This window comes from Acidimicrobiia bacterium (assembly GCA_036271555.1).
Taxonomy (GTDB): Bacteria; Actinomycetota; Acidimicrobiia; order IMCC26256; family PALSA-610; genus DATBAK01.
In genome coordinates, this window is the sequence record DATBAK010000048.1 from 1 (window position 1) to 14,923 (window position 14,923).

The 14,923-nt window shown below is 70.9% G+C and carries 16 protein-coding genes and 1 tRNA gene; 5 read left to right on the forward strand and 12 right to left on the reverse strand.

Going from position 1 to position 14,923, the window contains the following annotated elements:
* Window positions 1–279 precede the first annotated feature (279 nt).
* From VH914_12095 to modA, 4 genes are read right to left on the reverse strand one after another with little or no spacing between them, the layout of a single operon-like run.
* Window positions 280–489 carry a TOBE domain-containing protein gene (locus VH914_12095; protein ID HEX4491939.1) on the reverse strand — a complete coding sequence of 70 codons (210 nt, stop codon included), beginning with the start codon at window positions 487–489 and terminating at the stop codon, window positions 280–282.
* 19 nt (window positions 490–508) lie between these two features.
* Window positions 509–1,576 (reverse strand): ABC transporter ATP-binding protein, encoded by a 1,068-nt coding sequence (locus VH914_12100; protein ID HEX4491940.1) that lies wholly within the window; start codon window positions 1,574–1,576, stop codon window positions 509–511.
* Window positions 1,573–2,406, reverse strand: a complete 834-nt coding sequence (locus VH914_12105; protein ID HEX4491941.1) for an ABC transporter permease — start codon at window positions 2,404–2,406, stop codon at window positions 1,573–1,575. Before VH914_12105 ends, VH914_12100 begins: the two co-directional genes overlap by 4 nt.
* Window positions 2,403–3,209 carry a molybdate ABC transporter substrate-binding protein gene (gene modA, locus VH914_12110; GenBank protein ID HEX4491942.1) on the reverse strand — a complete coding sequence of 269 codons (807 nt, stop codon included), beginning with the start codon at window positions 3,207–3,209 and terminating at the stop codon, window positions 2,403–2,405. Before modA ends, VH914_12105 begins: the two co-directional genes overlap by 4 nt.
* Before the next feature lie 252 nt (window positions 3,210–3,461).
* On the opposite strand from modA, the gene VH914_12115 reads away from it, so the two are divergent.
* The gene (locus tag VH914_12115) at window positions 3,462–3,677 is read left to right on the forward strand and encodes a hypothetical protein (GenBank protein ID HEX4491943.1); all 216 of its coding nucleotides are present in this window, start codon (window positions 3,462–3,464) and stop codon (window positions 3,675–3,677) included.
* Window positions 3,678–3,786: 109 nt separating this feature from the next.
* On the opposite strand, the gene VH914_12120 is transcribed toward VH914_12115, so the two are convergent.
* The 7 genes from VH914_12120 to VH914_12150 all read right to left on the reverse strand — a co-directional run bounded on the left by VH914_12120 (window position 3,787) and on the right by VH914_12150 (window position 8,620).
* Entirely contained in the window at window positions 3,787–4,386 is a 600-nt protein-coding gene (locus tag VH914_12120) for an NAD(P)H-dependent oxidoreductase (GenBank protein HEX4491944.1), read from the reverse strand.
* Window positions 4,387–4,404: 18 nt separating this feature from the next.
* Window positions 4,405–6,051, reverse strand: coding sequence for a hypothetical protein (locus VH914_12125; protein ID HEX4491945.1), 1,647 nt, complete (start codon window positions 6,049–6,051; stop codon window positions 4,405–4,407).
* On the reverse strand, window positions 6,048–6,917 hold the full coding sequence (locus tag VH914_12130) for an ABC transporter ATP-binding protein (GenBank protein ID HEX4491946.1): 870 nt from the start codon (window positions 6,915–6,917) through the stop codon (window positions 6,048–6,050). Before VH914_12130 ends, VH914_12125 begins: the two co-directional genes overlap by 4 nt.
* 40 nt (window positions 6,918–6,957) lie before the next feature.
* The gene (locus VH914_12135; protein HEX4491947.1) at window positions 6,958–7,434 is read right to left on the reverse strand and encodes a hypothetical protein; all 477 of its coding nucleotides are present in this window, start codon (window positions 7,432–7,434) and stop codon (window positions 6,958–6,960) included.
* Window positions 7,435–7,444: 10 nt separating this feature from the next.
* On the reverse strand, window positions 7,445–7,882 hold the full coding sequence (locus VH914_12140) for a hypothetical protein (protein ID HEX4491948.1): 438 nt from the start codon (window positions 7,880–7,882) through the stop codon (window positions 7,445–7,447).
* On the reverse strand, window positions 7,879–8,415 hold the full coding sequence (locus tag VH914_12145) for a hypothetical protein (protein ID HEX4491949.1): 537 nt from the start codon (window positions 8,413–8,415) through the stop codon (window positions 7,879–7,881). Before VH914_12145 ends, VH914_12140 begins: the two co-directional genes overlap by 4 nt.
* Window positions 8,416–8,545: 130 nt before the next feature.
* Window positions 8,546–8,620 (reverse strand) — tRNA-Cys (locus tag VH914_12150).
* Window positions 8,621–8,708: 88 nt separating this feature from the next.
* Between VH914_12150 and VH914_12155 the strand changes: the two genes are divergently transcribed.
* From VH914_12155 to VH914_12170, 4 genes are all read left to right on the forward strand, one after another.
* Entirely contained in the window at window positions 8,709–9,689 is a 981-nt protein-coding gene (locus tag VH914_12155; protein ID HEX4491950.1) for an ABC transporter ATP-binding protein, read from the forward strand.
* A gap of 82 nt (window positions 9,690–9,771) precedes the next feature.
* Complete coding sequence (locus VH914_12160) at window positions 9,772–10,599, forward strand: ABC transporter permease (GenBank protein HEX4491951.1); 828 nt, start codon at window positions 9,772–9,774, stop codon at window positions 10,597–10,599.
* Window positions 10,600–10,634: 35 nt separating this feature from the next.
* Window positions 10,635–11,666, forward strand: a complete 1,032-nt coding sequence (locus tag VH914_12165; protein ID HEX4491952.1) for a hypothetical protein — start codon at window positions 10,635–10,637, stop codon at window positions 11,664–11,666.
* A gap of 71 nt (window positions 11,667–11,737) precedes the next feature.
* Complete coding sequence (locus VH914_12170) at window positions 11,738–12,883, forward strand: hypothetical protein (GenBank protein HEX4491953.1); 1,146 nt, start codon at window positions 11,738–11,740, stop codon at window positions 12,881–12,883.
* Between the two features lie 3 nt (window positions 12,884–12,886).
* Here VH914_12170 and VH914_12175 read toward each other — a convergent pair whose 3' ends face one another.
* Complete coding sequence (locus tag VH914_12175; protein ID HEX4491954.1) at window positions 12,887–14,644, reverse strand: bifunctional diguanylate cyclase/phosphodiesterase; 1,758 nt, start codon at window positions 14,642–14,644, stop codon at window positions 12,887–12,889.
* Between the last annotated feature and the right edge of the window lie 279 nt (window positions 14,645–14,923).

The window sequence follows — 14,923 nt, forward strand, 5'->3', positions numbered from 1 at the left end:
CGCCCCCCCCGACCGGGTGGAACCGCGCGAGGCGCGCATCCGGACGACAGGGCACGGCCAGCGATCGTAAGCCGTCGAGCGGATCGTCGAAGTGGGTTATCAAGCCCGCCGCGAGCACCGCGTCGACCACGCGGCGGCCGGTAGTCGGACCCAGCGCCCCGACGGCGCGCGCGAAGGCCGCGTCGTCGTCCGGAAAGCGCTGGTCCCAGGTCGCGCGGTGCGAAGAACTCGCGGGTGCGCGTCCGCGCGTGCATCGCCACACCGTCAGGCCGCGCCGCGTCAGTCGACGCCGAGCACGACGTCGGACGCCTTCACCACGACGGTGACCGCGGATCCCTCGGCGATGCCGAGCTCTTGCACGGCTTCCTTCGTGATCGACGACGTCATCGTCGCGCCACCCTCGAGTCGGACCTTGACCGTCGTCGTGACCGCGCCGTCGTGGACTTCGATGACGGTCCCGGGAAGCTGGTTCCTCGCGCTCAGTCTCATGGCGACCGTGATACGAGCTTCAGTCGGCTGCAACCACGACTTCGGTCGCCTTGAACGAGATCCATACCGGCGAGCCGGGAGCGAGGCCGAGCTCGGCGCGCGCCGCGCGCGTCACGTCGACGGCGAGGGGCACGGGTTCGACGACCCGCACCCGCACGTGGTCGCCCTGGTCGTCGACGTCGGCGACGGTGGTCGACCAGACGTTGCGGGCGCTGCCCTCCGGACGCGTCGTGTGCAGCGTGATCGCGCGCGGTCCGATGGTCGCGATCGCGAGACCATCGGGAACGCCGGTTGCGACCACGGCGACGTGCCGGCCACCGCCGAGGTCGAGCTCGCCGCCGCGCAGGGTGCCCCGCAGCAGGTTCACGCCGAGCAAGTCGGCGACATACGTCGACCGCGGCGACGCGAGGAGCTCGGCGGGTGCGCCGATCTGCGTGATGCGGCCCTGCTCGAGCACGACGATGCGGTCGGCGAGACCGAGTGCCTCGATCGGATCGTGCGTGACGAGGACGCGCGGCGTAGCGAGTGCGGCGAGGTGGCGGCGCACCTCGCGACGCACCTCGATGCGCGTGCTCGCGTCGAGCGCGGCGAAGGGCTCGTCGAGCAGGAGCAATCGCGGCTCGACCGCAAGCGCGCGTGCGAGCGCGACCCGCTGCGCCTCGCCGCCCGAGAGCTGTGGCGGTCGACTCAACGCGAGGTGCGCGACGCCGAGCCGCTCGATCCAGCCCCGCGCGGTGCGGCGCGCGTCGGTGCGCGACGCGCCACGACTCCGCGGACCGAACGCGACGTTCTCGACGACGTCGAGGTGATCGAAGAGCAACCGGTCCTGGAAGACGACCCCGATCATCCGCCGGCGCGCCGGCACGAAATGGCCGGTCTCCGGGTCGTCGAGCACGTCACCGTCGAGTGTCAGGCGGCCGCCGTCGAGCGCGCGCAGGCCGGAGATCGCGCGCAACACCGTCGTCTTGCCCGCGCCATTCGGGCCGATCAGCGCGACGAGCTCGCCCGGCGCCACCGCGAACTCGGCCTCGACCGAGAACGCGCCCGTGCGCACGCGCACATCGCACGCGAGCCCGGTCGCGCTCACGTCGTGGTCGCCGAGACGCGCGTGCGCGTCATGAACACGCGACTGCCGACGACCGCGAGCACGAGCACCGAAACCGCAACCAGCACGAGGCTCAACACGATGCCGGACTGGTCACTGTTCTCGAACGCGAGATAGATCGCGAGCGGCAAGGTCTGCGTCTTTCCCTGGAAGTTGCCCGCGAAGGTGATCGTCGCACCGAACTCGCCCAGTGCACGCGCCCACGTGAGCGCGAGACCGGCCGCGATCGACGGCCCGATCGCAGGCAGCGTCACCCGGCGCATCACCGTGAACCGGCTCGCGCCGAGCGTCGCGGCCGCGTCCTCGAAGCGCGTGTCGATCGATCGCAGCGCGCCCTCCACCGTGATCACGAAGAACGGCATCGCGACGAACGTCTCGGCGAGGATTGCGGCCCAAATCGTGAACGGCAGCTCCCATCCGAACGCGTGCTGGAGCCACTCCCCGACGAGCCCCCGACGTCCGAACGCGTAGAACAGCGCGACGCCACCGACGACGGGCGGCAGCACGAGCGGCAGCACCGCGAGCGCGCGCACGATGCTGCGGCCGCGGAACTCTGTCCGCGCGAGCACCCACGCCAGCGGCAAGCCGAAGACCGCGGAGAGCGCGGTCGCCGACAAGGAGCAGACCAACGAGAGCCGCAGCGCCTCCCGCGACACCTCGTTGCCGAGCACGTTGCCGACGTCGCTCCACGGGGCGCGCCAGAGCAGCCCCAGCAGCGGCAGGACGAAGAAGACGACGAGCCCGACGAGGGCGACGACGACGGCGACCGCGGGCGTCCGGCCGCCCGCGGCGCGCCGTCGCCGGCGGCTCACAGCGGCAGGAACCCGTACTTCGACGCGAGCTCCGACTCGTTCGCGACCACGAACTTCACCCATGCATCGGCCAGGGCGGCATGGCTGGAGTCTTTCAGCGTCACGATCGGCAGCGTGGTCAAGACGTTCACTGCGTCCGGGATCGGCACCCCCGCGACCTTCTCCGAGCCCTTCACGTCGGTGACGTAGACGATCGCGGCGTCGGCCTCGCCGAGCTCGACCTTCGACAGCGTCGCCTTCACGTTGAGCTCACGCGACTTCGGCGTGAGCGTGACCTTGGCATTGGTCAGGATCTGGTCGGCGAACTTGCCGCACGGGACCGTGGAGTCGCACAGCACGACGACGACACCGGGCTTGGTGAGGTCTTGCAGGGTCGTGATGTGTTTCGGGTTGCCCGGCTCGACCGCGATCTCGAGCCGGTTCTTTGCGAAGTCGGTCGGCGCACTCGCGTTGTCGTGCGCGCCGACGACCTTCTCCATGTTCGACTGGTCCGCTGACGCAAAGACGTCGGCGGGCGCGCCCTGCGTGATCTGCGTCACGAGATCGGACGACGCGCCGAAGCTGAGGTTGACCTTCGTGCCGGGGTGCGCGGCCTCGAACTGCGAGCCGAGGTCGGTGAAGCTGTTCGTGAGCGACGACGCAGCCAAGACGGTGAGGGTTCCGCTCAACGCGGGCGTCGACGACGGCGATCCGTTCGACGTGGGCGACGACGAGCCACCGTTCGACTTCGACGAGCCGCACCCAGCGGCGAGGACGGCGAACGCGATCGCGATGACCACGATCGGCTTGCGGCGAATGTTCACGGTGCGGTCCTTTTCTTGGGCGAAGTGGCCGAGACACTAACCAGGCAGAGCCTGACTAGTCAGGTATCGACTATTTGGCACGGCGGTGCGTCGCCCGTACCCTTCGCAGCGTGAGCGTCCCCGTCGATCTCGCGGCATTGCGCGCACAGATCGAGCGATTCGGGCCGAATGCCTTTCTCGTGACGACGGCCGCGGACGCGCCGCCGCACCTCTCGTCGGTGCTCGTCGAGCACGGTCGGCGACGACCTCACCATGGGCTGCGGCAAGACGACGCGGGCCAACGTCGGCGCGCACCCCGAGGTCTCGCTGCTGTGGCCGCCCGGCCCGGACCCGGGTTACTGCCTCATCGTCGACGCGGTCGCGCAGGGCGAGCCGGGCTCGACGCTGACCGTGCGGCCGACCGCGGCGGTACTCCACCGCGTTGCGGGCGCGCCCGCCGGTCTCCCCGGTGCCTCCCCTGAGCCCTGACCCTTCTGGTCGCGCTCGCTGCGCTCGCCCCTCCTGACGCCTCAGTCCCCGAGTCGAACGGGCCGCAAAGCGACCCGCCCGTTCCCGCGGGAACGCCGGGCAGGAACGCCTACGTCGCGCTCGCCCGCTCGCGCGCGGCGGCGAGCGCGGTCGCCCACCAGACGAGATCGTCGGCGAGCATCGTGAGCCGCGGCAGGAGCGGGTCGAGCAGCGCGAGGTCGAACGGCTCCGGCGCGCGGATCGCGGTGATGAGCACGTCGGGCAGCATGTGCACCGCGTGTCGCAGGGGCGCCATCTCCATCTCGACCACGACGAGTCGCAGCTGCTCGATCGCGCGGGCGCCACCGACGTTTCCCCACCCGACGAACGCGACCGGCTTGCGTGTCCATTCGACGAAGATGTGGTCGATCGCGTTCTTGAGCACCGCGGTGTAGCCGTGGTTGTACTCGGGCGTCACCATCACGAATCCGTCGGCGCGATCGATCGTCTCGCCGAAGCGCGCGAGCTCCGGCGTCGCGTACTCGCGCGGTGAGTGGATCGGCGAGCGACCGTCGAAGAACGGCAGCGGGTAATCGCGCAGGTCGACGCGTTCGACGCGCAGATCGTCACGCGCACTCAGGCGGTCGACGACCCACGCGCCGGCGCGCTCACTGAAGCGCTCCTCGCGGGTGCTGCCAAGGATCACCTGGATCAGCGGAGACTCGGACATCACGACTCCTTGCTCGATCTACACACCACGGCGGGCGTCGACCGCGAGCAACAGCTCGGGTTGCCGCCACCATGCCCACCGTTCGGCCATCTTCGTTCCGGCCTGCCAGAGGCCGTACCCGTACACCGCGCACGCGGGCGCGACGATCACGAGAGCCAGCGGCGCGAACGCGACGCACAGACCGGCCGCGATCGCGACCGGCGCCAAGATCACGGCCTGGAGCACCGCGGCGAGGGTGAGCACGAGCGACGTCACACAGCCCTGCCCGGCGGCGCGGCCCGCGAACGGGCTGCGCGACTCGGGGAGCCGCACGGGATAGCGGACCGACACGACGTTCGCGACGCCCATGCCCGCACCCAGACCCGCCGCCGCGAGCAGCAGCGCCGCGGGCACGTAGATCCATCCGCCGGTGAAGACCGCGAGCGCGACGCTGCTCACGAGCACGACCGGCAGCACCTCGACGAGCAGCGCGAGGTTCTTGCCCACGAGCTCGTCGCGCACGACGTTGCCGGCGACGATGTCGACCCACAGCGCGCCGCCGTCGAACCCGAACTGGTTCATCGCCCCGACGATCGCGACGTAGCCCGCGAGCGACGCGATCAACACCGCACCCCGCGGCGCGTGGCCCACCTTGATCGCGTAGTAGAGCGGACCGCCGATGCCGAGCACGACGATCTGCGCGAGCTGCACCTTGCGTCGCGGATCGCGGGCGACGTACCGCAGCTCCTTGGCGGCGATCGCGCCCGTCGCGCCCGCCGGCAGTCGGCGAACGTACCGGGGCCGGAGCGGCGCGGGCGAGGGCGCGGCGGCACCGACGATCGCGTCCGCATCGTCGGTCGCGGCGCGACGCGCCTTCGTCGCGCCACCGCTCACGACGGTGAGTGACCGATCGAGCGCGCGCCCCCACACCGACACGAACAGCGGCACGAGGATCAGCGCGGGGAGCAGTTCGGCGAGACCGTGCAGCCACCGCCCGTTGCGCGCGTCGACGACCGCCTGCCCGAGCATGCCCGGCGGCAGCCAGCGCAGCACGTTGCTGATGTGCGCGACGAGCTCGGCGTGGACCTTGTCGAAACGCACGAAGCGCAGAAACTGCACGCCGATCGCGACGCTCGCGCCGATCACGACGACGAGATCGCGACCGCGACGCGAGGTGAGCGACGCCGCGAGCAAGGTCGCGAGCATCCGAGCGCATGCCGCGCACATCAACGCGAGCAGCACCACCGCGAGCACCACGACGATCGTCGCCGCGCCGGCACGGAACCCGACGACGACGCCGACGAGCGTCGCGAGGACCGCGACCGGTCCGAACCCGATCAACGAGCTCAGCAGCAGGCCGGTGAGCAGCGGTCGGCGCTCGAGCGGAAGGAGCTGGAGGCGCGCCGGATCGAGCGTGTCGTCGGTGCCGAACGTGAGCAGCGGGAGCAGCGACCAACCGAGCATCAACGCGGTCGCGCCGATGACGACCGCGCCGCGGCCTTCGCGCGGATCGGACGCGTGGCCGGCCGCAACCATCAAACCGAAGCCGACGAGACCGAACACGACCATCCCGACGAGGCCGAGCACGGGCGCGGCCTTGCCGCGGCGTCCCGACGGGTTGCGCAGCAGCCGCAGCTTGAGCCGCACGAGCACGAGTGGGATCGGCGGTGCGCTCGTGCGACTCATTCGGGTGGTGGCGGCGGCGAGGTCGGCGCCGAAGTCGGAGCGGTCGACGGTGCCGGCGTCGGGGGCTCGGCGCGCCCGGCGAGCCAGCCGAGCGCCGCGCCCTCCTGCTCCTGCGCGCCGACGAGATCGACGAACACGTCTTCGAGCCGGCGGCCGCCGCGCAGCTCGTCGATCGGACCCTCGGCGATGATGCGGCCGAGGTTCACGACCGCGACGCGATCACACAGCCGCTCGACCACCTCCATCACGTGACTCGAGAACACAACGGTGTTGCCGGTGTCGGTGTAGCGCTCGAGCACCGTGCGGATCGCACGCGTCGACACCGGGTCGATCGCCTCGAACGGCTCGTCGAGGAACAGCAGCTCGGGCGCGTGCAGCAGCGCCGACGCGAGCGCGACCTTCTTGCGCATGCCCGTCGAGTAATCGACGACGAGGGTGTCGGCCGCGTCGCTCAGGCCGAGCACCTGGAGCAGCTCGCGCGAGCGCTCCGCAACGAGCGCGGGCGGCATCGACCGCAGCAGCCCGCAGTACTCGAGCAGCTGCGAGCCGGTCAGCCGGTCGAAGAGGCGGAACTCGTCGGGTAGCACGCCGATGCGCGCCTTGGCGACGACGGGGTTCGCCCACACGTCGATGCCTTCGACCCACACCTGACCCGCGTCGGGCCGGAGCAGCCCGGTGAGCATGCGGATCATCGTCGTCTTGCCGGCGCCGTTCGGGCCGACGAGTCCGAAGAAGCACGCGCGCGGGACGTCGAGATCGATGCCCGCGACCGCGACCTTCGCGTCGTAGCGCTTCCAGAGCCCGCGGATCACGACCGCGGGCCAGGCCGGCGGCCGCGTCTCCGGCTGTGGCTCCGCGGAGGTCACCCGTGCATTGTGACCGACCCCGCGAGGCCCCTCGCGCGGCTCAGCCGCGCGCCGCCGCGACGTGCGGCAACGCGAAGATCTGCTCGAGCGGCTCGCCGGCCTCGTCGCCGAGCGACCGGTGCGCGAACGACGCGAGCGCGCGCTCGTGCGCGCAGTACTGCATCGCGATCGCGCGCTCGGCCGCGTCGTCCGACAGCGAGACGAGCTCCTCGTACTTCGCGAGGAACTGCACGGTCACGGGGGTGAGCGAGCGGAGGAAGCCTTCCCAATCGGTCTGCGCGAGCGCGTCGGCGAACTCCTTCGCGGTCGCGAGGCTCGCGTCCGTGTCGCCGCGGTCGAGGCCGCGCTGCTCGAACACGGGCTCGGCGATCTCCTTCGTCGCCCGTTCGAGCAGCGTGAGCGCCTCGAGCTGCTCGCGACGCGCAGGATCGGTCTCCTGCTGCGCCATCAGCCCGAAGAGCGCCTCTCCGAGCACCTCACCCTGGTACGACTCGACCCACAGCTCGTCCGCACGCATGACCGAAAGCCTACGACGCGGTGGCGGGGACCGTCTTCGCGCCCCGCGTCGCGTAACGCGCGACGGTGAAGGCGATGATCAACGGCACGTCGGTCGCGAAGATGACGAGCATCAACGTGACGACCACCAGCGGCGCCCCGCGCGTGTGGTCCTTCACGAAGGCCCACTCGATCATGCCCGCCGAGATGACGTACGCGATCAACGCGTAGCGCGCGACGAGGAAGAACGTGCTCCACGCGAAGTCGCGCAGCCGCGCCAGCACGACGACGTTCCCCAGCATCAGCGCCCCGCTCACGACGAGCAGGGCCGTCGGCGCGAGCAGGGGCGGGCGGCGCGGAACGTACGACGCCATGATCACGCCGCCGATGATCACGAGCGCGAGCGCCACCACCGCGGTCTCCGCGATCGGCGGGTAGGTCGCGTACTTGGATTCGGCCGGCGCGCTCAATGCGACGCCACCCGCGTCATGATGAAGAGCGTCGCGATCTGCATCACACCGGTGACCCCGGCGGTGTACACGAAGCGTTGCATCAGCTTGCCGATGATCTCGCCGTCCGGTTCGGGTTTGTTCATCTCGAACAGCACCGCGATGTTCGCGGGCTCGAGAACGCCGAGCGCGATCGCGGCCATGACACCGACGATGCAGAACGACGCGACGAGCCAACCGTGGTTGAGCGCGCCCGGATTCAGGTTGCCGTACTTCAAGGCGAGCTGGAAACCCGCCGCGAGCGTCATCACGACGACGGTCGGCATGATCACGACCATCTTCGGCATGAACTTCGCGGTGAACTCGGCGCGCGCCGGGATCGACATGCGCCCGATGATCGGGCCGACGATGAGGCCGACGAACAAGTCGATGGCGGTCCAGAGCCCCCCGCCGACGACGTGGAAGAACTCGAGCGACCAGAACGTGTTGATCTGGATCGCGATCACCAGCGCGACGAGGATCACGCCGACGATCGGCAGCGCCTTGACCGGCACGATCGGGACCTTCGGCCGGGCTGACGCACCGGCCCCCGCCGGTCCGGACGGCGTGACGAGATCGGCAGTACTGGCCACCGGCAACCCCCCTGTAATGGCCCGAATCTACGCCGGAAACACGCTTCTCGCTTGGAGGCGGCGGTGGGAATTGAACCCACGTCCAGGGTTTTGCAGACCCTTGCCTGAGCCACTCGGCTACGCCGCCGGAACCCGGGAGCGTAGAGCATCGGGGGTCGCGCATCGGGGCCCGAATCGCTTCGGTCGGGGCCCGGATCGGCCGATGAGACCGGGACATGCCGGACTCCGTGGTCTCCCTGAACTCGGTCTCGCGCGCGTTCGGCGAGGTTCTCGCGCTCGACGGCTTCAGCCTCGACGTCCCCGCGGGGACGATCGCGATGCTGCTCGGCCCGAACGGCGCGGGGAAGACGACCGCGGTCCGTCTGGTCACCGGCGCGATGCCGGCCGACTCGGGCACGCTGCGGGTCTTCGGTGTCGACCCGACCGTCGACGGCGAATCGGTGCGCCGGCGCTGCGGGGTCGTGCCCGCGCGCCCCGCGCTGTACGACCGTCTCTCCGGCTACGAGAACCTGCGCTACGCCGCGCTGCTCTGGGACGTCGACGACATCGAAGGCGCGATCACGAGCGCGGCCACCCGCTTCAGCATCGTGGAAGCACTCGGCCAGCGGGTCGGCGGCTACTCGACCGGCATGAAGGCGCGCCTCGCGCTCGCGCGCGCCACGCTGCACGAGCCCGACCTCCTGCTGCTCGACGAGCCCACCGCGGGCCTCGACCCCGAGTCGGCGAAGGCCGTGCTCGGCCTCATCGGCGAGATGGCGCACGACGGCAAGACCGTGTTGATGTGCACGCACCTGCTGCTCGAAGCCGAGGGCCTCGCCGACCACGTCGTCGTCATGGATCACGGCCACACGCTCGCGTCCGGCTCGCCCCGCGAGCTCGTGAGCAAGCTGTGGGATTCGGTCACCGTCGCGATCGACGCCGAGGAACCCGCGCAGCTCGACCGCGTCCGGAATCTCCCCGGCGTCGTGTCGTACGAGCGCGTGCAGAGCGCAGTCGTCGGTCTCGACACGACCGACCGCATCCCCGACATCGTCGCCGCGCTCGTCGACATGGGCGTGCGCGTCACCCGCGTCGAGCCCCGCTCCCCCACGCTCGAGGAGCTCTACTTCGCCGTCCGGCGCGGCAACCACGGCAGCCCGTCGGCGCCGCCGCGCCCACCGGCGCCTCCGTCGCCCCGAGAGGTGGTCGCGTCATGAGCGGCCAGGCGCAGACCGACGGCGCGGTCAGTTCGAGCCGCAGCGTGAACCGTCTGGATCGAGCACCGAAGGTCGAAGCCGCATGAGCAAGTTCTCGTACCGTCGGGCGTGGATCATCGCGAGCACGGACCTGCGCCAGTTGCGCAGCAGCCGCGACTTCTGGCTACCGCTCGGCATCATCGCCGCGCTCTTCTTCGTCGTGATGCCGGCCGCGCTCTTCGCGGGCCTCTCCACGATCAAGGACGCCGGCATCGTCACGCAGATCGGCAACCTCATGGGCTCGCTGCCCAAGTCGATCCAGCATCAGACCGCGGGCCGCGCGCCGAACGTGCAGGCCGCGTACGCGCTCGCCGTCTACCTCTTCGCGCCGCTCGCGATCATCGTGCCGCTCACCGTCTCGTCGGCGGTCGGCTCGCAGACGATCATCGGCGAACGCGAGCGCGGCAGCGGCGAGTTCCTCGCGCACTCTCCGGCGTCGGAGCGCGAGATCTTCATCGGTAAGCTCGTCGCCAGTCTGCTGCCCGGCTATCTCACCGCGGGGGTCGGGTTCCTGCTGTACTCGTTGATCGTCAACCTGATCGTCGGACCGCAAGTGGGTGGATGGTTCTTCCCTACGACCAACTGGTGGATCCTCGTCCTCTGGGTGGTCCCGCCGTTCCTCGCCCTGGTGGTCGGCATCATCCTGCGGATCTCGTCGCGCGTGTCGAGCGCGGCGGCCGCGCAGCAGGCCTCGGCGCTGGTGACGTTGCCGCTCGTGATCCTCGCCTACGCGCTCGCGACCGGATCGCTCTCGCGGGCGAAGCTCTTCGGCGGCGGGCTCGGGCTCGTGGCATGGATGGGCGCGGTGATCGTGCTCGCGAGCGGCGCGCGCTCGTTGCGACGCGAGCGCCTGCTCGGACTCGGCGCCTAGCCCCCGCGCTCGTCGCGCTCTCCGCGCTCGTCTGCTTGACCGCGGCGTGCTCGGCCGCGAACGGCGCGTCGCCACCGCCCGCGTCACCCGAGGCGACACACCCGATCGCGACGACAACGTCGTCGACCTCGACCACGACGACCACCACGGTCGCGCCGACGACCACGACGTCGAGCCTGCCGCCCATCGGGATCCCCGCGGTTCCCTACCGCGTCGGCGCGCACACCTACGAGTGGATCGACGACTCGCGACCGACGCCGGCGAACAACGGCTACCGCGCCAAGTCGTACCGCGAGCTGCTGACGACGATCTGGTATCCCGCCGAGGGCACACCGAGCACGTACGTGCACCACGGCGCGACCGCCGACCACGCGGCGGCTCCCTTCCCGATCATCCTCTTCGCGCACGGGCACGGCGGCGAACCGGCCGACTACCTCGCCGAGATCATGAGCTGGACGTCGCGCGGGTACGTGGTGGTCGCCCCCGAGTTTCCGCTGTCGAACGGCGACGCGCGCGGCGGCCCGAGCTACGCCGACGTCGCCGAGCAACCGGGCGACCTCAGCTTCGTGCTCTCGCGCGTGATCGGCCTCGACACGCAGCCGGGCTCGTGGATGTACCAGCTCGTCGACGCGCGTCGCGTCGCCGCGATCGGACATTCGGAAGGCGCGTGGACCGTGCTCGCGTTGGCCGGTAACTCGTGCTGCCGCGATCGGCGGGTCACCGCCGCGATCGTGCTCGCCGGCGAGATGGCCGTCGGGTTCCCGCGGCCCTTCTACAAGAACGGCGCACCGCCGCTGCTGTTCGTTCACGCGCGCGACGACGACGTCGTGCCGTATGCGAACGATCGCAACGCGTACGCGCACGCGCCGACTCCGAAGTACTTCCTCACCCTCCCGAAGGGCGGCCACGTCGCGCCGTACGAGGCGGCGGGCACGCGCGCGAACACGGCGGTGCTCACGGTGACGAACGCGTTCCTCGACCGGTACCTGAAGAACCTCGTCGCCGTGACGATCGCGTCGCCCGACCGCACGGTCGCGACGCTGTTCGACCAGCTTCCGCGCCCCTGACGGGCGCATTGCGGTCGGTACCATGCCGCGTGCGTCGCGCCCGGTTCCGAACCGTCACGCTCGCAGGCGCGTTGGCTCTGGCGTTGGCCGCGTGCCACGGCGGGAGCGGCTCGTCGGCCGGCGGTGGCACCACGTCGTCGGTTCCGACCTCGTCGGCCGCGACGACCACCACGACCGTCACCGCGGCCGGACCCGCGATCGCGTTCAGCACGCAGGGCGACGAGCTCGACGCGTACCCGACGACGCGCCCGTTCGCGACGCAGGTCGTCGTGCCGTCGGCCGACGCCGACCGCGACGGCGTCGACGTCAGCGGGCAGATCTGCTTCGATCCGACCGACCCGACGCGCTTCGTCGCGGTCGACCGCACCGCCGCCGCGGACGCGCAGGTCGGCTGGGGCGTGTTCGACCTGTCGGGATCGACGCTCGGCAAGCTCGGCGCCAGCGAGACCGCGCGGCTCGTGCCGACGTTCCAACCTTCTGCGGACGCGCCGACGCCGTTCGGGTGTGCATTCCTTCCCGACGGACGGCTACTGACGACCGACCTCGGAAACCGCACGGGCGGGAACGCGAACGGTCAGCTCGTCGAGTGGTTCCCGCCGCTCGATCGCGAGCGCGTGCCGTCGTGCAAGGTCGCGGTGACGCTCGCCGCGCCCGAAGGCGTGCTCGTCGACGCCGATCATGTGCTCGTCGCCGAGTCGCGCGGGCGCGGCATCACGAGCTTCCTCACGTCGACGCTCCCGAGCGCGGCGAGCCCGGCGGGCGGCTGCTCACAACGCGACGCGACGCATGCCCTGATCGCGTTCGGCGTGGTGCACACGTCCCTGGTCGCGAACGCCGCGACCCTCGGGCTCGCGAATCCCGCGGTGCTCGTGCGCGCGCACAACGGCGACCTGCTCGTGTCGACCCCGCGCACCGGCGCGATCACGGAGATCACCGCCGACGGTCACTTCGTGCGTCGCGTCCTCGCGCCGGCAACGAGCGCGCTCGGCACGCGGCCGTTCGCGAACGGCACCCCGGTCGGGCTCGCGGTCGCGCCCGACGGCGCGCTCTACTACGCGGATGCGGGCTTCGAGCGCCGCGGCGCCACGGTCGTTCCCGGCGTGCGCGCGGGCACGATCCGGCGCATCGCGTTCGTCGGCAACCGCCCGCTCCTCCCCGAAGTCGTGGGCAGCGGCCTCCACGATCCCGAAGGCCTCGCGATGTGGGAAGCGCAGTAGGGGCTAATTGCCTCCGGCTGCGGCGGCGCGGGCCAGCGCGACGACGGGAATGTCTTCGCGCACGACGCCGTCCTGGAGGATGTCGGCCATCGCGTCGGCGTCGACCGCGCTGGTCCAGTACCAACCCATCGCGGTGTCGCAGCCGAGTCGGCGCAGGCGCGCGGCCTGCTCGACCCGCTCCACACCCTCGGCCGTGACCTTCATCCCGAGCGCGTGGCTCATCGTGATGACGGCCTGCACGATCGCGACGTCGGACTCGAGCTGGTCCATGCTCTCCACGAAGCTGCGGTCGAGCTTCACCACGTCGACCGGCAGTCGCTTGAGGTAGCTGAGCGACGAGTAGCCGGTGCCGAAGTCGTCGATCGCAACGCGGATGCCGAGCCGGCGCAGCGCCTCGAGCGTCTCGACCGTCTGGTCGATGTCGGTGAGCGCGGTGCGCTCCGTGATCTCGAGGCGCAGGCCCCGCGGGTCGGCGCCGGTCTCGCGCATCGTCGCGACGATGTCTTCGACGACGTCGGGCTGGCGCAAGAAGCGCGGCGACAGGTTCACCGAGACGACCGCGCGCTCGCGCGGGCTGCGCAGGTCCCACCATTCGCGCGCGCACCGGCAGGCCTGGCGCAGCACGTAGCGGTCGACCGCGACGATGAGGTTCGTCTCTTTCGCGAGCGGCAGGAAGTCGTCGGGCTCCAGCAGGCCGCGCGTCGGGTGCGGCCAGCGCACGAGCGCCTCGGCGGCGACGACGTCGCCACTCGCGAGCGAGAACTCGGGCTGGAAGCGCACGACGAGCTGCTCGCTGTCGAGCGCGTCCCACAACTCGTCTTCGAGCTCACGACGCACGGGCTCGCCGGGGTCGACGGGCGAGTCGAACAGCTCCCAACCGGAGCGGCCCTGGTCCTTCGCGACGAACATCGCGAGATCGGCGTGACGCATGAGCTCGCCGGTCGTCTCGTCGCCGGCGTGCGAGACCGCGATGCCGACGCTCGCGGTGAGCACGACCTCGTGACCCTCGAAGATGAGCGGCTCGCCGAGCGCGTCGGCGATGCGGTCGGCGACCGCGGTCGCGGCCCCGACCGAGTCGAGGTCTTCGAGCAACACGCTGAACTCGTCACCGCCGTAGCGCGCGACGAGATCCTGCGGACGGACACACGATCGCAAGCGGTGCGCCAGGTCGTGCAGCAGGTGGTCGCCCGCGTCGTGCCCGAGGCTGTCGTTGATCTCCTTGAACCGATCGACGTCGACGTACAACACGCCGAGGCTCGTGCCCGCCTCGCGCGCCTCCTCGACGGCCGAGTCGACACGAGCGAGGAAGCTCACCCGATTCGGAAGGCCGGTCAGCTGATCGTGGTGTGCGCGGTGCTCGAGCTCGGCTTCGATGCCCTTGCGCTCGGACACGTCGCGCATGTTGCACACGAGTCCCTTCACGCGCGAGTCGCCGGCGTGATTGGTGACGACGACCTCGAGCCACCGCACCGCGCCCTTCGCATCGCGCACGCGCAGCTCGGCCCACACCGGCTCACCGCCCGGACGGGCCTCGGCGGCGGCGAGGATCGCGCGCGCACGCTCGCGGTCGGGTTCGTCGACGAGGTCGTCGACGAAACGCGCAAGGTCGCGCGCGTCGTAGCCGAGCACGTGCGTGACGGACGGGCTGACATCGCTCACGTTGCCCGCGCGGTCGACGACCATGAACACGTCGGACGAGTGCTCGACGAGCGCGCGGAAACGGTCCTCGGTCAATTGCGTGTCGTCGGCACGATTGCTCACCAAGTCCTCCAACCGGGTCTCGCGGCCGGGCGCGCGAGCAGGGCGCGTTCGCGGTCGCTCGGATCGGGTCCCGTGCCCTCCACCGCTTCTCATCGACCGGTTCGGGCCCCGTCTTGACCCTCGGAGCAGGCGAAACGGCGCCGGGTAACGTTGGCGCGCTCCGTTCGTCCCGATCGAGGAGATCCGTGCCGCTCCGTCGCACTCGCTTCGCTCGCCGCCCCCGACGCCTCAGTCCCCGGCTCGGGCCGGCCGCACCGCGACCCACCTGGTCTCCGGAGG

Coding starts and splice junctions, on each gene's coding strand:
- VH914_12095 (HEX4491939.1), bottom strand. CDS start 489: ATGAGACTGAGCGCGAGGAACCAGCTTCCCGGGACCGTCATCGAAGTC.
- VH914_12115 (HEX4491943.1), top strand. CDS start 3,462: ATGGGCTGCGGCAAGACGACGCGGGCCAACGTCGGCGCGCACCCCGAG.
- VH914_12120 (HEX4491944.1), bottom strand. CDS start 4,386: ATGTCCGAGTCTCCGCTGATCCAGGTGATCCTTGGCAGCACCCGCGAG.
- VH914_12125 (HEX4491945.1), bottom strand. CDS start 6,051: ATGAGTCGCACGAGCGCACCGCCGATCCCACTCGTGCTCGTGCGGCTC.
- VH914_12135 (HEX4491947.1), bottom strand. CDS start 7,434: ATGCGTGCGGACGAGCTGTGGGTCGAGTCGTACCAGGGTGAGGTGCTC.
- VH914_12155 (HEX4491950.1), top strand. CDS start 8,709: ATGCCGGACTCCGTGGTCTCCCTGAACTCGGTCTCGCGCGCGTTCGGC.
- VH914_12160 (HEX4491951.1), top strand. CDS start 9,772: ATGAGCAAGTTCTCGTACCGTCGGGCGTGGATCATCGCGAGCACGGAC.